Below are 18,911 nucleotides of genomic sequence, written 5' to 3'. Positions count from 1 at the left end.
CCTGGTGGACTGATTTCGGGCGGTGGCATCATGCTGTTCTTCCTCTGGCTGTTCTGCGGGGTTGCCCTGACCGCCTCTGCCATTGGCATCAGACGCGTCCGTGGACTCGGGAGGCTCGGGTTCGGGAGCCGTCTTTTCGTTTCTCGTTGTGTGGTGGAGCGCCCGCTTCTGGTGCGCGGATTTCCGCGAAGGGCGGTGCGCGCCAAGCTGTTGAGGATCCCGATCGAGCGCACCGGTGCCCATCCAGCCGGTCCGGAGTGAGCCGGGTGCTGAGTCGGGACTTGGCCAATATTGATCACCGAGGGTGCCAGTGGCCGTATGAAGGCAGGCCTGCCAGGCCGTTGCCGACGCCTTGAAGCCACAGACGCGCGTTCGCGCTCCCGTTCGAGGCGTGTGCACCCGCAAGGCGACTAACGGCCCCGTTGCGCGGGCGTCAAGTGTCCCTTCCGTGAAGGGGACTTCACGAAGTTCACAGAGTCGCATCAGTCCCATCGGGTTCTTGGTCTCGCGCACGCCACTCGTGCGATCATCCGATCGCACGCCGATTACCTACCTCGGGGGACGAACTCCATGCGGACCACGCGACAGAGGACGGCCGCGGCCGGACTTCTCGTTGCCGTCGCCATCTCTGTGACCGGTTGCAGCAGCGATTCGGACGATGGCTCGGGCGGCGAGAAGATCGAGGGGGCGGGTTCGGGGAAGTCGGCTTCCCCGTCGTCGACGGCCTCGGAGCCGGCCGAGAAGAACGCGCCCACATTCGCTTTCCCGTCGGACCTCCGCGTGAGCGTCGAACGGGACCAGACCGGGGACGCGACGAAGGACGCGATCCTGCGGGACGCGGCGTACTCCGCACAGGCCAACATCGAGGCCTTCGCCAAGGGGGACGCGAAGTCGGCCAACCTGAGTCGCTACCTCGGCGGGTCCGCCTTCACCTACTGGTCACAGCAGGTCGCGGACTTCAAGAAGGACGGGCTGACCCTCACCGGCGAGTACCGCTACTACGACTTCAAGGTCACGGACGTCGCAAACGCCAAGACGGCGGCGGCCACGTACTGCGAGGACCAGAGCAAGGCGTTCAGCAAGGAGATCAAGTCGAAGAAGGTGCTGCGCACCAAGGCGAGCGACAAGAGCTACGTGCTGTACACGCTCCAGGTGGCGAAGGACGCCGCCGGCGACTGGCAGGTGACGCAGCAGTCCTGGAAGAAGGGGGACGCCTCGTGCGTGCAGGGATAGGCACAAGAGCAGGGATACGGGCCGCGGCCCGGGCAAGAGGCGTACGTCCCGTTCTCGGGGCGGTCGCGGCTGTCGGGCTCGTCATGGCGCTGGGGACCTCCGGCCCGGCGTACGCGGACGACACCCGGGGCAACGGCGGCACCACAGGGGGCACGCAGCCGGACCAGGACTCCGGCGCCGACTCCGGTAGCGGGACCATCGGCGCGCACATCCGGATCAGCCAGAGCAAGACCGGTTCGAGCGGCTCCAGTTCCAACGCGACCTCCTCCAACGCCAACTGGAAGCCCCCGGTTTGCTGGTACGAGCCCATGTACTCGCCGGAGGAGTACGAGAAGTTCATCAAGGACGCTTACGGCGGCGCGCAGAAACCCGCCGCGGACTACGCCAAGAAGCGCGACGAGCAGAAGTACCACAAGGGCGACGACGGCCTGTGGTGGCAGGTGAAGTTCCGTAACGACACTTACACCGAGGCCTGCCCCGTCACCACCGACAACTGGGAGATCTTCGTCCCGCCGGCCGACCCGCAGCCGGACCCGAACAAGCTGACCCCGGAGATCCTCTCCGAACTGGCGTACAACTCCACCAAGTTGCCCACCCCGCCGGTGGTGCTGAGCCCGAGCGCCGACCGGCTCATTGTGAACCTCGGTACCCGCGTGAAGTTCGCGGGCGACTTCGACCGCGTGTGGACGACCGCCAGCATCGGCTACAAGGGCGTGGCGATGGCGGCGACCACCGTGGCGACCCCGGTGGCGCTCAAGGTCGACGCCGGTACCGCTGACGCCGACCCGCAGACCTGCACGTACGACCTGGTCAAGGGCGATGGCGGCTACACGGTCGACAGCAAGGACGCGGGCTGCAACGTCACGTACCGCCGCTCCTCCGGCACCGGCACGTACCCGTTCAAGGCTTCGATCACCTGGAAGGTCACCTGGACGGACTCGGCCGACCCGGACGGCCCGGCGCGTCAGCCGGCGCTGCCGGACGGTCTGTCGACGTTTGAACAGAACGTGACGGTCAAGGAGATCCAGTCCGTCAACCGGTAGGCGGCGCAAGCGAGGGTGGCCTCTTCGCCTTCGGCGGAGAGGCCGTCCGCGTGTCTGAAGCCGAGCCGCGTGGCAGCGCCCTCGCCTCGGCTGGAGTCAGGCGGTGCATCGCCTCGTGGGATGAGCTGACCATGTGGCGGACGGTAGGGGTGGTGCCCCCAGGACCGCCTGGCATATGCCGGTGGTTCACCCATTGCGGTGATGTGGAACGCGTCCGTCGCGGACGGGCCGACCGTCAGCCCAGCTTCGCGTTCTGCGCCTTCACCACCGCCGTCGGCAGCTTGGCGTCGCTCGGCGTGCTCTTGACGATGGCGAGGCCGTTCACCGAGAAGCAGACGGCGATGACGTCGTCGCGGCGTACGGCCTCCGTGTGCAGGGTGTGGGTGACGCCGCGGAACGTCATCGTGGACTTGAAGGCGACGGTCTCGTCACCGGCGGCTGCCGCCGGGTCCTCCGCCGCGATCGAGTCGTACGTGCTCGTGTTGCCGTTCGCCTTCGCGGTGAAGCCCGGGCCGCAGGATTCCACGCCCTTGGACAGGGCGGCCATGGTCGGCTCCGCCTTGCCGGCCGCGTACGCGGTGAGCGTGATATAGACATCTTCGTCGCCGTACTTCTCCGTGGAGACGACCCGAGTGAGATCGGCCTGCGGCTCCCCGAGTGGAAGTTGGTTCATGGCGTGCACGAGCGGGGCGCAGGCCGCCTTGTCGACCGTGACCTCGTCCGGGGACTTGGCGAAAAGGAAGTCGTCGCTCATCTCCTTGACCGTGCGGCCGGACACGTCTTTCTGGGTCACCATGATCTTCGCCAACCTCTCCGCTGGGCCAACCTGCTTCGCGCGGGCGGGGGAGGACCCCGGCGAGTGCTCCGGCTTGGCGTCCGCGTCACCACCCGAGCAGGCAGTCAGTGCGGCCAGGGACAGGGATACGGCGGTCGCGCACAGCGCGGCTCGCTTCATGGGGTGACTCCTCGTAGTACTGATGCTCGGCAGTAGCGATGTATGTGGGGGACGGAGCTACGCGTCCAACAGCTTCCGTAGCACCGGCGAAAGTTCCGGCACCTGGGCCCCCGCCTCCTGCGCCGACGTGACGGCTCTGACGTACTCGATCGCCACGAAAGGCCAGATCACGCCGACCGTCAGCGCCAGGCCGCCGAGCCACACCAGGGACCCACGCTGGGTCGCGTCCATTGCGCGTCGGTGTTCCCTCAGCAACGCGCTGACCGCCGCATCGTCCGTGTAGTCGACGCCGGTTCGGGCACCGATGGCGCGGACCGCCTCCAGTACCCGGGCGTCGGACGCCAGCGTCGCCCCGCCGATCGGGAGCAGCCCCGCCTGATTCCCCGTCACTGCCTCAACCCCGTTTCCCCGTAAGCCGCCGCCATCACCTGCGGCGAGCAAAGATCATGGCACGGCCCCCGCCGCACCTCGTGAGCGATTCGTGGAGGCATCATGGCCGACGCGTGACGAACACCCGCTCCGCGGCGGTGCGTCGGACCGGCCTCGCGTTCGCTCGCGCACAGTGAACCGGCCACCTCGGTGGGGCAATCAACCGGGTTCTGTACCTGCTCAGTTGCAGATGAGTAACAGCCTGCAGGGTGAGCCCCGTGACGCCGGACGCGCCTTGAGGGGCTTATGTGCGGCTGATACGGTGCCATGGCTTGACACTCACCCCAGCGACGGCTATTCGGCCAGGTCGGGCGGTAAGTCCAGCACGTCCCACAGGGGCGGTCGGGGGTGAAGTGTCTGTATTTGCAGAGAATTTGACAGACATTTTCTTGGGTGTACGGGGAGCGGTTGCGTGAAGATCCAAGAGCGTACGGGGGCGGGTCACGGGCGTTCCGGGGCTCCGGCTCAACCGTCGGTCGGTGACCGGCTTCCCACCCAGCCTCGCGAGCGCAAACCGGCACTCGCCGCGCTCGCGGTGCTGCTGATCCTGGTCGGTGCGCTCGGCGCGACGATGCTCGTGCTGCAGGCCGGTGACCGGATCGAGGTCGTGAAGATCACGGAGGAGATCCCCGCCGGCGGGTCGGTCGACGACAGCAACGCGACCTCCGTCCTGGTCGCCGAGGACAGCAGCATCCACTACGTCGAGTGGTCCCAGCTGGACAGCCTGAAGAAGCTGAAGGCCCGCAACACGATTCCCGGCGGCGTCGTCGCCGTCGGCGAGATGTTCGGCGAGGAGAGCGGCGTCGCCGCGGGCAAGGCCACGGTCGGCCTGTCCCTCAAGGAGGGGCAGTACCCCACCGACGGTCTCAAGCCGGGTGCCGTGGTGGCCGCCTACCGCGTCGGCAGCGACACCGGTTCCAGCTCCGGCTCCGGCTCCGGTTCCGGCGACAGCGACTCCTCCTCGACGGCCGGCAACAGCACACTGATCGTCGACAAGGCGACCGTCACGTATGTACCGGGCAAGAAGGGCGACGAGCTCGTCAGCAGCACCAACCTCGCGGTGACGCTGACCGTCGACGCCACCAAGGCCGCCGACCTCGCGCAGGCCGCCTCCAACGGCGCTGTGGCCCTCGTTCTCGTTCCCGGCAACTAGAGGCGGCAGCACACCCATGGCGCTCATCGCTCTCGCCGCCGACAAGGGTTCCCCCGGCGTCACCACCGCGGCCGTCGCTCTCGCGGCGGTCTGGCCGCGTCGCGTTCTGCTCGCCGAGGCCGACCCGGCGGGCGGTGACCTCGTCTACCGCAGTGCCGCGGCGCACGGCGGGCCGCTCAACCCGAACACCGGCATGCTCTCCATAGCGGCCACCGCCCGCCGCGGCCTCGTACCCGACCAACTCTGGGACCACGTCCAGCCGTTGAGCGGCGGACTGGACGTTCTCGTCGGTCTCGGCAACGCCGAGCAGGCGGCCGGGCTGGCCGGGCTGTGGCCGACGCTCGGCCACGCCTTCGCCTCCCTCGCCGACTCCCCGAACGCGCCCGCCGACGTCATCGCCGACTGCGGCCGTATCAGCGGGGACCCGCCGGCCGTGGAACTGTTCCCGCATGCCGCGCTCGTGCTGCTGGTCTCGCGCACCGAGCCGGAGGCCATCGCCCGCGTCCGGGACCGGGCCGCGGCCCTGTCCACCAAGCTGCACGGCGGTCCGCGCGGTGCCGCGAGCCTCGGCACCCCACTGATCGGTGTCGTCCTGGTCGCCGACCCGGCCAACTCGGCCAAGCTGTCCGGCCAGGTCAACGACATGCTCGTACACGCCCAGACCGGTGCCCGCGTCGTCGGCACGATCGCGGACGACCCGGCCGGTGCCGACCAGCTGGCCGGCCGTAAGCGGGGCCGGCTGGAGAAGTCGCTGCTGATCCGCTCGGCCCGCAAGGTCACCGCGGACCTCTACCAGCAGTACGGCGCCGCCTGGGCCGTATCCGCGCAGGCGCAGCAGGGCCATGCGGGGGCCGGCCGATGACCGCTGTCGACCACCAGCTGGTCAAGCGGTTCCGGCAGGACGCCGGTGACCGTATCGCCGAGCAGCGCCGCCTCGACCAGGTCAACGGCGTCACGCCGATGTCCAGCGAGGACGAGCGGCAGTACGCCCGCGCGGTCATCGCCCAGATCCTGGAGGACTACGCCCGTACGGAGATCAACTCCGGGCGTACGCCGCTGGACGCGGAGACCGAGGAGCAGTACGCGGCCGCCGTGCACGCCGCGCTGTTCGGCGTGGGCCGGCTCCAGCCGCTGCTCGACAACCCCGAGGTCGAGAACATCGACATCAACGGGTGCGACCAGGTGTTCGTCGGCTATGCCGACGGACGGGAGGTCAAGGGGGATCCGGTCGCCGAGACCGACGAGGAGCTGATCGAGCTCATACAGGTGCTCGGCGCCTACTCGGGTCTGTCCTCCCGCCCCTTCGACTCCGCCAACCCGCAGCTCGACCTCAGGCTGCCGGACGGTTCGCGTCTGTCTGCCGTCATGGACGTCGCCCGGCGCCCGGCCCTGTCCATCCGTCGAGCGCGCATGGGCAAGGTCTTCATCTCCGACCTCGTCGGCAACGGCACGGTGACGCCCGAGGTCGCCCACTTCATGGCCTGCGCGGTCCGCGCCCGGAAGAACATCATGATCGCGGGCGCGACGAACGCCGGTAAAACGACACTGCTGCGCGCGCTCGCCAACGAGATCCCTCCGCACGAGCGTCTGATCACCGTCGAGCGCGCGCTGGAGCTCGGTCTCGACGCGTTCCCCGAACTCCACCCCAATGTCGTGGCGTTCGAGGAGCGGCTGCCCAACTCCGAGGGGCAGGGCTCCATCAGCATGGCCGAACTCGTCCGCCGGTCGCTGCGTATGAACCCCTCCCGTGTCATCGTCGGTGAGGTGCTCGGCGACGAGATCGTGACCATGCTCAACGCGATGTCGCAGGGCAACGACGGCTCGCTGTCCACGATCCACGCCAACAGCTCCAGCGAAGTCTTCAACCGTATTTCCACCTACGCGCTGCAGGCGTCCGAGCGGCTGCCCATCGAGGCCAGCCAGATGCTGATCGCCGGCGCGGTGAACTTCGTCGTCTTCATCCAGCGGCGCAACAACTACCAGACGGGCGGCCGCCTTCAACGCATGGTCACCTCGGTCCGCGAGGTCAACGGCGTCGACGGCCGCGTCCTGTCCAGCGAAGTGTTCGCCGAGGCGCCGGACGGCCGGATCGTGCCGCACGCGCCCATAGCCAGCGTGGAGGACCTGATGGCCCACGGCTACCGGCCGGCCGGGACGTGGGGGTGACCATGATGCCCATCGCTCTCGGCTCGCTCGGCTCCATGGGCGGCCTGTTCTCCGCCACCGTCCTGTACTCGATCGCGAGCGGCGTCGCCGTCGGCTGCGGACTCGCCCTGTTCATGGTCGCCGTACGCGGACTGCCCGCCAAGCCCGACCATGAGAAGCAGAAGGCCAGCGAGCGCGCGAACGAACTGATCCGGTTCGCCGGACAGCGCGGCTCGCTCGCGGCGATCGTCGGCCTCGTCGTCCTGCTGCTCACCCGCTGGGCGGTGGCCGGTGTTGCGGCCGGCGTCCTCGTCTTCTTCTGGGACCGCCTCTTCGGCGGCGCCGCGGAGGAGCGGGCCGCCATGCGGCGTGTGGAGGCCCTCGCCTCCTGGACGGAGTCGCTGCGCGACACCATCGCCGGCGCGGTCGGCCTGGAGCAGGCCATCCCGGCGTCGGCGCGGGCCGCGGCCCCCGTCCTCAGGCCGCACCTGGACGCGCTCGTCGACCGGCTGCGCTCCCGCACCCCGCTCCCCGAAGCGCTCCAGCTGCTCGCCGACGAGATCGACGACGCGTCCGCCGACATCATAGTCGCCGCGCTGATCCTCAACGCACGGCTGCGCGGCCCGGGTCTGCGCCAAGTCCTCGGCGCGCTGGCCAAGTCGGCGCGCGAGGAGGTCGACATGCGGCAGCGGGTGATGGCGCAGCGGGCGTCGACCCGGCGGTCGGTGCAGATCGTCGTGGCCGTCTCGATCGCGTTCGTCCTCGGACTGTCCGTCTTCAACCGGGAGTTCGTCGAGCCGTACGGCACCGCAGTCGGCCAGCTGGTCCTCGCCGTCGTCTGCGGCCTGTTCGCACTCGGCTTCTGGTGGCTGCGCAAGCTGTCCACCATCGAGACGCCCGAACGCTTCCTGGTGCGCGACGAGTCGTCGGTCCAGTTCGTACGTCCCCGGATGCCTCAGCAGCAGGGGGCGGCTTCGCAGGAAGAGGGGGTACGACGGTGAACGATCTGACGATGCCGATCGTCGTCGGCGCCGTGCTGGGCCTCGGCGTCTACGTCCTCGTCCGCGCTCTGATGCCGTCGAAGCGCAGCGCGGTCGCGCAGGTCGCGCGGATCGACGCGATGCGGGCGCGCGGAGCGGCGTACGAGTCGTCGCGCGGGGCGCGGGACAAGGGCCGCTTCGGCTCCTTCCGTGCCGAAGTCGGCCTGCGGGTCGCCGAGTTCTACCTGCAGCAGGGCTGGGAGCAGCGCTCGCTGCGCGCGGACCTCGCGGTCCTGGACCGCAGCTGGGAGAAGTTCCTGGCGACCAAGGTGCTGCTGGGCACGGCCGGCCTGTTCTTCGGCCCGTTCCTGTTCGCGGTCGTGTGGACGCTCGGCTTCGGCAGCAGCCCGATCATCCCGGTCTGGCTGGCGCTGGCCTGCGCGGGCATCTTCTTCTTCCTGCCGGACCTGGAGGTACGGCGGGACGCGGCCGCGAAGCGACGCGACCTCAGGCGCGTCATCGGCGCGTATCTGGACCTGGTCTCCATGAGCCTCGCCGGCGGCCGGGGTCTGCCCGAGGCGCTGATGGCCGCCGCGGAGGTCTCCGACGGCTGGGCGACCGGCCGTATCCGCAACGCCCTGGCCGACGCCCGTATCACCGGTATCAGCCAGTGGCAGGCGCTGGGTTCGCTGGGCGAGGAGCTGGGTGTGGAGGAGCTGAAGGACCTCTCCGCCTCCCTGGCCCTGGTCGCCGACGACGGCGCCAAGGTGCGTGAGTCGCTCGCCTCGCGCGCCGAGACGATGCGGCACCGCGAACTGGCCGAGATCGAGGGCAGCGCGGGCGAGAAGTCCCAGTCGATGCTGGTCGCCCAGCTCCTGCTGTGCGCGGGCTTCCTGGTGTTCCTGATCTTCCCCGCGGCGATGCGGGTCTTCCAGGTCTGATGTCGACGACTCCTTCTTCCCGAGAGGACAACACACCATGAACGGACGGAACTTCAGCACCGGGATCCCGGGGGTGGACTTCCTGATCACCTTCCTCCAGGGCCGGGTGCAGCGCGCCCGCTCCGGCGAACTCGACCGCGGTGCCTCCGCGGTGGAGTGGGTCATCATCTCCGCGGTCGTCGTGGCGATCGTCGGCGTGGTGGCCGCGATCATCAACGCCGCGCTGAGCGAGGGCGCCAACAAGGTCGGCGACTGCATCAAGGGCGCCAAGGCGAGCGGCACCTGCTGATCGCACGGACAACGGGGCTGACGGGGGTTGACGGGGTTGCTCGTGCGCGGAGACAAATGGGTACGCCGCAGGGTGGAGACCGCACGCAAGGAGGCGGCCACCCGCGGTGATTCCGGCATGACCGCGATCGAGTTCGTGCTGCTCACTCCCGTCCTCTTCTTCATGATCTTCGCTACGGTGCAGTTCGCGCTGTACTTCTTCGCCGACCACGTGGCCCAGGCCGCGGCCCAGGCGGGCGCCCGCAAGGCCCGCGCGACGGCCGACGAACAGCCGGGGGCCTGGCGGGGCGAGGCAAGGAACGTGGTGGACAGCTACATCAGCCAACTGGGCCCGCAACTGGTGCTGTCGCCGAACGTGACGACGCTGCAGCCGGAGCAGAACACGGTGGGCGTCGAGATCACGGCACGGGTGCCGTCGGTGTTTCCCGGACTGGACCTGACGGTGCATGCGCAGTCGTCGGGGCCGGTGGAGCGGTTTGTGCGGGACAGGTAGGACTGATGGATTTCTCGTACATGAACGGCCGTGCGGAGAGGTTTCTCCGGCGGCGCGACGACCGGGGCCTGTCCACCGTCGAGGTGGTGATCCTCGCCCCGGTGATGATCCTGTTCATCCTGGTCCTGGTGGCCTTCGGGCAGCTCGTCGACGGCCGTGGCGCGCTCGACGGCGCGGCCCGGGACGCGGCCCGCGCCGGCTCGATCCAGAAGGACCACGCGACGGCGATGGCCGAGGCCCGCAAGGCGGCCGAGGCCAATCTCGAGGACGTGTGCACGGGGCCGGTGTCGGTGACGCAGACGAGCGCGGGCTTCGAGCCCGACACCATCTTCACCGTCGAGGTGAGCTGCCAGGTGCGCGGCCTCGCCATGCTCGGACTGGACGTCCCCACGAGGCTGACGGCGAGCTTCAGTTCGCCACTGGACCCGTACCGGAGGACGGCGTGAGGGATCTCGTACGGACCTGGTGGCGCGCCCGCCGCACACAGCTGGACGACCGCGGCTCGGGCGCCGGCGCGGTCATCATCTTCGCGCTGGTCTTCCTGTCCCTCTCGGCCTTCGTCATCGACGGCGGGCTGTCGATCTCCAAACGGGAGCGTGCGGCGGACATCGCCGAACAGGCGGCGCGCTTCGCCGCCCAGGACATCGACAGGGAGGCCCTCTACGACAACGAGGGCGGCCCCGCGCCGATCAATTTCCAGAACTGCAACGCCCGGGTGAAGACCTTCGCCCGCGAGATGGACATGTCCGGCGCGGACATCGCCGCGACCCACTGCGTGGTCGCCGACGCCCAACAGGTCGAGGTCGAGGTCCAGTTGACGTACTCGCCGGTGTTCACAGGGATGTTCTACGGCGGGGACGTGGTCGTGCACGGGCAGGCTGTGGCGGAGAACGAGGTGGGCTGAGCGGGGCGCGGGCGGCCTACTTGCCGCCGCCGTTGCCGCTTCCCTTGCCCCCCTTGCCGCCCCGCTTGTCCTCCGTCTTCATCTTCTCGTTGACCTGCTTGGCGAGTTCGTCGTCGAGCTTCTTGAACTCGCGGACGACGGCGTCGGACATGTCGGCCAGGGCATCGAGCTGCTGCGTGATGTCCTCGCGGCCGTCCTCCCAGTTGGACTCGAAGTCGTCGAGCGCGTCGTTGACACTGCCGTGGCCGACGTCGTCCTTGTATGAATCGAAGAGCTTCTTGGTGTGATTCAGCCGGGTCTTGAGGGAGCGCAGCCGACGGCCGTAGCCTTCGAGCTCGCCCAGCGGCAGCGAGAGGTCGCTCTTGCCCTTGCCCATGTGTCCGTCCCCCGTCCGTGCCTCGTAGTCTGATCGGCACCGTACAACGGATCGGTGTGAGTACGGGTGATCGAGCGAATGACGAAGGGGGAAGGTCGACGTCATGGCCCGCTACATGGAGGCGCTCACGGTCGAGCGCGGCGGTTTCCGGATCAAGGTGCCCGAGTCCTGGTGGGAGTTCGACGTCCGTCCGGAGTCCCGGGACGACTCGATACGACGCATGGTGAACGAACGGCTCAAGCAGCGGCCGGAGTTGGCTCAGTACCGGGACCTCTACACCTCCTTCCTGCAGAAGGCGGCGGCGGACGCGTGGAAGTCGGGCGCGCTGTACTGCGGTTGCATGGCGGAGAGCTTCGGCGGGGACACGCCGATCACCGGCTCGGTGACCGTGTCGCTGGTCGGAGGCCGGACGCAGCGGGGCGAGCCGCTGTCGACGGATCCGGCCGTGATCGCGAGTCAGCTCGCGGTGAAGGAGGCGAAGCGGGAGGGGGATGCGTGGCGGAAGGTGACGACCGTCGACATTCCCGGGGTGGGGCCGGCGGCGCGGACGTACGGCATCGAGGACATCGTCGTACCCGGGGACGAGCTGAACCGCACGATCCGAGCTGTGCTGATGCAGACGTTCATCCCGGTGCCCGGGCAGGAGGGCAAGGTGGCACTGGTGGCGGGCAGCAGCCAGGTGCTGGACCTGGCGGAGTCGTTCTTCGACATCTTCGACGCGATCACTTCGACGTTCCGGTTCACCGAATGAACTTCCCGCTGAACGGGTGTGCCTTGTAAGTTCGCGTGTGCATACGGTTGTTGACGGTGCGCGTGTGACGGGGGTTGGGGTATGGCGGGGTATCGGCCGCGGGATTGGCATGTTCTGGATCTGGAGGGGGATCCGACGCCGGGTGATCCGGACCGGGTGCGGTCGCTGGCGAAGACCCTGCACGATTTCGCGGACGATGTGTCGGAGGCGTTGCGTCTGGTCAACGGGATGGCCGGTGAGGACGCGATGCTGGAGTGGGTGGGCAAGTCCGCTGCGGTGTTCCAGGACGAGTTCTCCGGGGTGCCGAAGAATCTGAAGAAGCTGAAGAAGTCCTATGAGTTGTGCGGGGACGCTCTGGCGGACTTCTGGCCGAAGCTGGAGCGGGCGCAGGCGTTGGCGGACCGGGCGCTGGCCCGGGCGCGGGAGGCGCAGGCGGATCTGTCCTCTGCCCAGTCCCGTCTGTCGTCGGCGGATTCGTGGGTGACGCGGGCGAACAAGGAGGCGGACAAGTACAAGGACGATCCGACCGGCAGCAAGTCCACGGCTGAGAAGCCGGACGAGGTGAAGGTGCGGGCCGCGACCCGGGATGCGCAGCAGGCCAACTCCGCGCACGCCAAGGCGCAGTCGGACGTCAACGACGCGCAGGACGCTCTCGACGCCGCGAAGAAGATGGCTGCGGATGCGCGGATGATGCGGGAGGAGGCGGCGCGGGACGCGAAGTCGAAGATCGACGAGGCGTCGGATGCGGGGATCCAGAACCGGTCGTGGTGGGAGGAGGTGGGGGACTGGTTCAGCGACAACTGGGACACCATCGTCGCGGCGTGCAAGATCGTGGTGGCGGTGGTCGGGATCGTCGCGATGATCATCGGTGGGCCGATCCTGGGGGCGATCGTGCTGATCGCCGCGCTCGTGGTCCTGGCCGACACGCTCTACAAGTATTCCAAGGGCCGGGCATCCCTGTGGGACGTGGGACTCGCCGCCCTGGACTGCATCCCGGGCATGAAGGGCCTGACCACGCTCGGCGGCCTTGCCAAGGGGCTCAAGGGCGGCCTGGCGGCGATGAAGGGCATCAGAGGCGGCCTGAAGGGCATGGGCCTGGCGGTGCGCGGGCTGGGCAAGAACGCCCGGGGCATGCTCGCCGACGGCGCCAAGGGGGCCTACAACCGGGTCAAGAGCGTCGTCCGCTCCAAGGGCAGCGACCCGGTCGACATGGCTACTGGTGCCATGTACCTGCCGCAGACTGACGTGGAGCTGCCGGGCCTGCTGTCGCTGGCCTTCACCCGTCGCGTCGCCTCCGACTACCGGTGCGGCTGGTGGTTCGGCCCCACCTGGGCCTCCACCATCGACCAGCGCCTGGAGATCGACGCCGAGGGCATCGTCTTCGTCACCGAAGACGGCCTGCTGCTCGCCTACCCCCATCCCACGACCCCGGAGAGCGAGGTGCTGCCACAGACCGGCCCGCGCCTGCCGCTGATCCGCCTGGATGACGGCGGCTACCGTATCGACGACCCGCTGACGGGTCACGCCCGCCACTTCACGCGCCCCGCCGAGGGCATCGCTTTGCTGGCCCGGATCACCGATCGCAACCAGCACACGATCACCTTCGACTACGATGAGCACGGTACGCCCCTCGCCATCCGCCACTCCGGCGGCTACCACCTCAAGCTCGCGACGGGCGACGGCCGCGTGAAGGCCCTGAGCCTGACCGGGGCAGCCGAGGACGGCTCGGACGTCATCATCAAGCGCTACGGCTACTCCGACGGCAATCTCACCGAGACTGTCAATTCCAGTGGGCTCCCGCTGCGGTTCACCTATGACGAGCGCCTGCGCATCACGTCCTGGACGGACACGAACAACAGCCGCTACGCCTATGCCTACGATCACCACGACCGCTGTATCGCCGAGGGCGGCGAGGCGGGGCACATCACGATCAGCCTCGACTACGACGGCATCGACTCCGCATGGCCCGGCTACCGAGTCACCACCCTGACGACCGCCGAAGGGGCGGTCACCCGCTTCGTAGTCAACGACAACAGCCAGGTAGTCGCCGAAATCGACGCCTTGGGAGCAGTGACCACGACCGAACGCGACGAGCACCACCGTCTGTTGTCCTGGACGGACGCCATTGGTCACACCACACAGATCGTGAGCAACGAGAGTGATCAACCCGTCAGTGTCCTCCGTCCTGACGGCTGCGAAACCAGTGTGGAGTACAACGAACTCTGGCGTCCTATCGCGGTCGTCAGCCTCGACGGCCTAACCCATCGCCTGACATACGACGACTGTGGTAACCGGACATCAGTGACCGACCCCGCAGGAAAGACGACTTGCTTCACGTACGACCCTCACGGGCGCCTCACCTCGGTCATCGATCCGCTGGGCAACGTCACGGCGGTTCGTTGCGACCCGGCGGGACTGCCCGTGTCGACCATCGATCCGTTGGGCGGGGTGACAAGTTGTGTGAGAGACGCCTTCGGCAGACCTACCGCCATCACCGACGCGACGGGCGCTGTGACCCGGCTGAAGTGGACCGTGGAAGGGCGTCTTGTGCAACGTACTGCCCCGGACGGCTCGGCTGAGGCATGGGAATTCGACGCAGAAGGCAACCGCACCGTCCACGTCGACGCGACCGGCTCCGTATCCCGATACGAGTACACCCATTTTGACCTTCTCTCCGCCCGCACGGGCCCGGACGGCGTTCGCCACGAGTTCGACTATGACGCCGGGTTGCGCTTGACGAAGGTCACCAGTCCGCACGGTTTGACGTGGACCTATACCTACGATGCGGTCGGGCGCCTGATATCGGAGAAGGACTTCGACGACCGGGTCCTGACCTATACGCACGATGCCGCCGGCCGCCTGTCCACCCGAACCAACACCCTGGGCCAGACCGTCCATTACGAGCGCGATGTCATGGGACGGGTCACCCGCAAGAACGTGGACAGTCTGGTGACGACATTCACCTACGACCCCTTCGGCGAACTCGTCGAAGCGGTGGGCCCCGATGCAACGGTTGTGCTGCAGCGCGATCGCTTGGGCCGCCTCGTGTCCGAGACCGTGGACGGCCGTACCGTCACCTACATCCACGACGAGTTGGGACGTCGCACCCACCGCACGACACCGACGGGGGCGACGAGTTCGTGGGCCTACAACGAGGTCGGCCATCCCGTCCGATTGACCTCGTCGGGCCGCAGCATCGACTTCGCGTACGACCCTGTCGGCCGCGAGATCACCCGGCACATCGGTGATGCGGTCACCTTGGCGCACACGTTTGACTCGCTGGGGCGGATCACCGCCCAGTCAGTGACTGGACGTGACGGCAGATCGGTTCAGCATCGGTCCTACACGTACCGCACGGACGGCCATTTGGCAGGCATCGATGATCTGCTCGGCGGTCGCCAACGTTTCGATCTGGACGCGACGGGCCGAGTTACGGCGGTTCACGCGTCGAACTGGTCGGAGACGTACGCCTATGACGAGGCTGGCAACCAGACGCACGCCATGTGGCCGGCCGCGCACCCCAATCACGAGGCGACTGGCCCGCGCTCCTACCACGGAACCAGGATTACCAGTGCCGGCCGAGTACGGTACGAACACGATGCACTTGGCCGCGTCGTCCTGCGGCAGAAGACCCGTCTGTCCCGCAAGCCCGACACCTGGCATTACGGATGGGATGCGGAGGACCGTCTGACGGTGATCCGCACACCTGACGGAACGACCTGGCGTTACACCTACGACCCCCTGGGACGTCGAACGGCCAAGTTGCGCATGGCCGCCGACGGCGAAACAGTCACCGAGCGCACCGACTTCACCTGGGACGGAACGACCCTTTGCGAACAGACCACCACCAGTGATGAGTTGCCTCATCGGATCACGCTCACCTGGGACCATCAAGGCCGCCGCCCCATTGGCCAGACGGAGCGCATCACGGCGGCAGCGGGCGCCGCAAGCTCGCAGGAAGACGTCGACGTGCGCTTCTTCGCCATCGTCACCGATCTGATAGGTACACCGCGAGAGCTCATTGACGAGGCAGGCGAGATCGCATGGCGGATGCGCAGCACGGTATGGGGCAGTACGGCCTGGGCGGCCGACAGCACTACCTACACCCCACTCCGCTTTCCCGGCCAGTACTTCGATCCCGAGACCGGACTGCACTACAACTACTTCCGGCACTACGACCCTGAGAGTGCCCGATACCTGTCCCCTGATCCGCTTGGCCTCGAACCTGCGCCGAACCCGATCGCCTACGTCACCACACCGCACACCCGGTCCGACAGCCTCGGACTGGCGCCCGACTACCATGAGTTCTACACCGTGCAAGACGCCGAGAATGCCGCGCGTCTACGCGGTGACGGTACGCCGTGGCCTACGGCCGAGAACCGTGGACACTACGGAGAAGGCGTCTATTCATGGGAGTCTCGTGCGGATGCCGAGCGATACGCTGAACGGCTGCGCGGGCGGGGCGCCGTAGTGGAAGTCATGCCGTTCAGGGTGAGTGCGAGTGATTTTGAGAACATGAAGAAGATCGACCTCCATGAGATCGGGGAGGACGCCGCGACGGAATTCGCGGACAAACACAGCCGACTCTGGGGTGATGGACTTCCACATGACTATGACTATGTCCGAGCCCCCACGGGAATGGGGCAGGCGGAGAATATCTTCAGCAAGTCGGTGTTCCACCTATTGAAGTTCTAGGATGGGTCTACGTGAGCAGCACGTTCAAATATCGCTTCCGGAGTCCACTGGGCGGTCTCGCTGCAGACCTGGCAGCCGAGTCCGTCTCTTTGGGCGCTGCCGAGGAGTTCTTCCTGCAGGTTGACCGGAATGTGCGCCTGGCTCTGCCCAGGGGCGTAAATTGGCGGGACGCAGCCTGGCTTTCTTTCGGGCTGGCGGCCCACGCCTCCGATCTTGTTTCGCGGAATCCCGAGGGTCTGCTCGTCAAAGTCACTTCGCTCACCTTCCCGCTCGCCCACTTCCGATCAGAAGTTGCAGCGTTGGCCATGGACGGCTGGCTCAGGCGTGAGTTCGAACTCCCGGATCGTGGACTGAATGTTGCCTTTGACGAGACCAGGGGGAACTACAGCTTCCAATGGGGAGAGCAGGCCGACCCCTTCTCGGACGACCTCTTGCAGTAGGGGCGCCGCCTCATCCGCTGGCCGGGCCGCATGCGATCGAGCGCCCGATCAGCGACCGCCGGCCGAGGTGTCCGGGCCACTGGCACTCGGCAGGGCTGGTGGCTGTGGACGGCGGGCGTGTCGACCGGCAGTTGTGCACATTGACCTTTCCGTCTAACGGGTGTGCCTTGTAAGTTCGCGTGTGCATACGGTTGTTGACGGTGCGCGTGTGACGGGGGTTGGGGTATGGCGGGGTATCGGCCGCGGGATTGGCATGTGCTGGATCTGGAGGGGGATCCGACGCCCGGTGATCCGGACCGGGTGCGGTCGCTGGCGAAGACGGCTGCATGACTTCGCGGACGATGTGTCGGAGGCGTTGGGTCTGGTCAATGGGATGGCCGGTGAGGAGATGGCGTCCCGCCAGGTGGTGCAGGGGATCAAGACAGCGGAATCCGCAGGTCAGGGACGGCGGCTCGGCCCGATCGGGTGTCCAACTCCCCTTACCAGGAGGCTTCGTGGGCTGCCGCCCCACGCACTTCGACATGAGCCTTGAACCGGAATGCATAGTGCTTGATCCCCTACACCACGTCGCGGGACACGACCGGTGAGGACGCGATGCTGGAGTGGGTGGGCAAGTCCGCAGCGGTGTTCCAACAAGAAGACCAGGCCGACGAGCACGGCAGGCTGTCGGTGCCGGGGCATGGCGAGCCGTTCCACGGTGCGAGTATCAAGGGCGGTGGCAGTCATGACCTGCACCCTGACGTGCAAGCTGCCTATGATCGGGTCCCGGAGGCCGTCAAGGAGAGCGTCGGCGGAGCACACTCGAAGTGCGGCGAGGCCGAAGCGCTGTCGAAGGCCATGAAGGCCGGGGTGGACCCCCGAGGCGGGGTCATGGCGGCCGTGAACGTGCGCGAGAAGGCAATCCCATGCACGGTGTTCCGAAGGCGCCTTGCGCGTCCTGTCAACATGTTCTTGATGAGTTGGGTGTTCGGGCGGTTATGTGATGAGCCCTGATCAAATGCAGCATTGGTCCGCGGAGACCGATGGTGTGCTGCGTCGGGCCGGCTGGCGGCCCGGTCGGTCGGTGCCGACGGAGGCGTGGGAGTGGATCCTGCGCGAGCGCGGGACCTTCGTGCCCCACGAGGCCGCTCGGCGGTTCCTCTCCGAATTCGGTGGGCTGATCACGTACGGTTGGCCCGCCGACCCGGTCACCACCCGGTCGGCCGTCAGGTTCGATCCCCTCCAAGCCGAGTGGGAGGACGAGACGTTCGCGAGGATGAGCCGGGACGCGGGAACGCCCCTGTACCCCGTGGGCACGGCGGACGAAGGAAGCAGTCACCTCGGCATCGCCCAGGACGGCGCGCTCTATATCGCCCGCGATCGCGTGGAACTGCTGGCCAAGACCCCGGATCAGGCCCTGGACCGGCTGGTGTCGACCCAGAGCGCCTCTGCCACCTCCGGGGTACTGCACGCACCGGTGGGTACGCACGCGTTCTGGCGGCGGCTCGATGTCGTGGAAACCGGTGACGATGCCGGGCGGCGCTGGCCCGCGGACACGGATCGTGTGTTGCGGGCAGCAGGCTGGGCCCCTGGCCGGTCGATCCCCACCGGGACGTGGGAGAACATTCTCCTGCAGACTGGCGAATACGAGATCCACGACGCCGCACGGAGATTTCTCGCGGAATTCGGTTACGTGGGAGTCCCGTTCCGTGCACCACTGGACTCGATGCCATGGGCGGAGTTCCGGCTGGACCCGCTCCTGGCGATGTGGGACGCCGAGATCCTCGACGACCTCGGCGAGCAGGCGGGAGCCGATCTCTATCCCCTCGGCATGATCGACCGCCGGAACCAGTACGTGGCCATGGCGGAGGACGGCGCGGTCTACGCAGGCATGGACTCGGTCAGGCTCCTGGCCTCCACACCCGACGAGGCCCTGGGAAAACTCACCAGGCCGATTCGCCAGGTCGACCGTTGACGTAGGCGGTCCGGCGTGCCTCGTGTCGCGGTGCATCGGGCCTGCGGGATGGCCAGGGTGCTGGACACGGCAGGCGGCGGGGCTGTGGTCGCGGGCGGCTTTGAGTGGGGTGACTTCGGCAGTGGGTGTAT

The 18,911-nt window shown here is 67.7% G+C and carries 19 protein-coding genes; 16 read left to right on the top strand and 3 right to left on the bottom strand.

Features of this window, described 5'->3' with window-relative positions:
- Positions 1-570: 570 nt before the first annotated feature.
- Together F7R91_RS22740 and F7R91_RS22735 are read left to right on the top strand one after the other, a co-directional pair.
- Positions 571-1,233, top strand: coding sequence for a hypothetical protein (locus F7R91_RS22740; RefSeq protein WP_150950946.1), 663 nt, complete (start codon positions 571-573; stop codon positions 1,231-1,233).
- 83 nt (positions 1,234-1,316) lie between these two features.
- Positions 1,317-2,276: a hypothetical protein gene (locus tag F7R91_RS22735; protein WP_150950945.1), complete on the top strand. Its 960-nt coding sequence runs from the start codon at positions 1,317-1,319 to the stop codon at positions 2,274-2,276.
- 235 nt (positions 2,277-2,511) lie between these two features.
- Here F7R91_RS22735 and F7R91_RS22730 read toward each other — a convergent pair whose 3' ends face one another.
- Both F7R91_RS22730 and F7R91_RS22725 read right to left on the bottom strand, forming a co-directional pair.
- The gene (locus tag F7R91_RS22730) at positions 2,512-3,231 is read right to left on the bottom strand and encodes a hypothetical protein (RefSeq protein ID WP_150950944.1); all 720 of its coding nucleotides are present in this window, start codon (positions 3,229-3,231) and stop codon (positions 2,512-2,514) included.
- Positions 3,232-3,288: 57 nt separating this feature from the next.
- Positions 3,289-3,621 carry a hypothetical protein gene (locus F7R91_RS22725; RefSeq protein ID WP_150950943.1) on the bottom strand — a complete coding sequence of 111 codons (333 nt, stop codon included), beginning with the start codon at positions 3,619-3,621 and terminating at the stop codon, positions 3,289-3,291.
- A gap of 451 nt (positions 3,622-4,072) precedes the next feature.
- Between F7R91_RS22725 and F7R91_RS22720 the strand changes: the two genes are divergently transcribed.
- The 9 genes from F7R91_RS22720 (at position 4,073) to F7R91_RS22680 (ending at position 10,564) form a co-directional block, all read left to right on the top strand.
- Positions 4,073-4,813 (top strand): hypothetical protein, encoded by a 741-nt coding sequence (locus F7R91_RS22720; protein ID WP_150950942.1) that lies wholly within the window; start codon positions 4,073-4,075, stop codon positions 4,811-4,813.
- A gap of 16 nt (positions 4,814-4,829) precedes the next feature.
- The gene (locus tag F7R91_RS22715) at positions 4,830-5,675 is read left to right on the top strand and encodes a hypothetical protein (protein WP_150950941.1); all 846 of its coding nucleotides are present in this window, start codon (positions 4,830-4,832) and stop codon (positions 5,673-5,675) included.
- Complete coding sequence (locus tag F7R91_RS22710) at positions 5,672-6,979, top strand: CpaF family protein (protein ID WP_150950940.1); 1,308 nt, start codon at positions 5,672-5,674, stop codon at positions 6,977-6,979. The genes F7R91_RS22715 and F7R91_RS22710 overlap by 4 nt, the downstream gene beginning before the upstream one ends.
- Before the next feature lie 2 nt (positions 6,980-6,981).
- Complete coding sequence (locus F7R91_RS22705; protein ID WP_150950939.1) at positions 6,982-7,959, top strand: type II secretion system F family protein; 978 nt, start codon at positions 6,982-6,984, stop codon at positions 7,957-7,959.
- An 11-nt stretch (positions 7,960-7,970) separates the two neighbouring features.
- Positions 7,971-8,879: a type II secretion system F family protein gene (locus F7R91_RS22700; protein ID WP_150951047.1), complete on the top strand. Its 909-nt coding sequence runs from the start codon at positions 7,971-7,973 to the stop codon at positions 8,877-8,879.
- 37 nt (positions 8,880-8,916) lie between these two features.
- Positions 8,917-9,168: a hypothetical protein gene (locus tag F7R91_RS22695; protein WP_150950938.1), complete on the top strand. Its 252-nt coding sequence runs from the start codon at positions 8,917-8,919 to the stop codon at positions 9,166-9,168.
- 117 nt (positions 9,169-9,285) lie between these two features.
- Positions 9,286-9,660, top strand: a complete 375-nt coding sequence (locus tag F7R91_RS22690; protein WP_161063856.1) for a TadE family protein — start codon at positions 9,286-9,288, stop codon at positions 9,658-9,660.
- Positions 9,661-9,665: 5 nt separating this feature from the next.
- On the top strand, positions 9,666-10,106 hold the full coding sequence (locus F7R91_RS22685) for a TadE/TadG family type IV pilus assembly protein (protein ID WP_225320747.1): 441 nt from the start codon (positions 9,666-9,668) through the stop codon (positions 10,104-10,106).
- Positions 10,103-10,564, top strand: coding sequence for a TadE/TadG family type IV pilus assembly protein (locus tag F7R91_RS22680; protein WP_150950936.1), 462 nt, complete (start codon positions 10,103-10,105; stop codon positions 10,562-10,564). Before F7R91_RS22685 ends, F7R91_RS22680 begins: the two co-directional genes overlap by 4 nt.
- Positions 10,565-10,580: 16 nt before the next feature.
- On the opposite strand, the gene F7R91_RS22675 is transcribed toward F7R91_RS22680, so the two are convergent.
- A complete protein-coding gene (locus F7R91_RS22675) occupies positions 10,581-10,940 on the bottom strand; it encodes a hypothetical protein (protein ID WP_150950935.1) in 360 nt (119 codons plus the stop codon).
- Positions 10,941-11,043: 103 nt separating this feature from the next.
- Here F7R91_RS22675 and F7R91_RS22670 point away from each other — a divergent pair, with 103 nt between their 5' ends.
- The 5 genes from F7R91_RS22670 (at position 11,044) to F7R91_RS22650 (ending at position 18,780) form a co-directional block, all read left to right on the top strand.
- The gene (locus F7R91_RS22670) at positions 11,044-11,691 is read left to right on the top strand and encodes a hypothetical protein (RefSeq protein ID WP_150950934.1); all 648 of its coding nucleotides are present in this window, start codon (positions 11,044-11,046) and stop codon (positions 11,689-11,691) included.
- An 81-nt stretch (positions 11,692-11,772) separates the two neighbouring features.
- Entirely contained in the window at positions 11,773-16,386 is a 4,614-nt protein-coding gene (locus tag F7R91_RS22665; RefSeq protein WP_150950933.1) for a DUF6531 domain-containing protein, read from the top strand.
- An 11-nt stretch (positions 16,387-16,397) separates the two neighbouring features.
- Positions 16,398-16,826 carry a hypothetical protein gene (locus F7R91_RS22660; protein WP_150950932.1) on the top strand — a complete coding sequence of 143 codons (429 nt, stop codon included), beginning with the start codon at positions 16,398-16,400 and terminating at the stop codon, positions 16,824-16,826.
- Between the two features lie 549 nt (positions 16,827-17,375).
- Entirely contained in the window at positions 17,376-17,819 is a 444-nt protein-coding gene (locus tag F7R91_RS22655; RefSeq protein WP_150950931.1) for a hypothetical protein, read from the top strand.
- Between the two features lie 4 nt (positions 17,820-17,823).
- The gene (locus F7R91_RS22650) at positions 17,824-18,780 is read left to right on the top strand and encodes an SUKH-3 domain-containing protein (protein ID WP_225320746.1); all 957 of its coding nucleotides are present in this window, start codon (positions 17,824-17,826) and stop codon (positions 18,778-18,780) included.
- Positions 18,781-18,911 lie beyond the last annotated feature (131 nt).

The organism is Streptomyces luteolifulvus, assembly GCF_008806595.1.
Classification (GTDB): Bacteria; Actinomycetota; Actinomycetes; order Streptomycetales; family Streptomycetaceae; genus Streptomyces; species Streptomyces luteolifulvus.
This window is presented reverse-complemented; position numbering and strand designations above follow the sequence as displayed.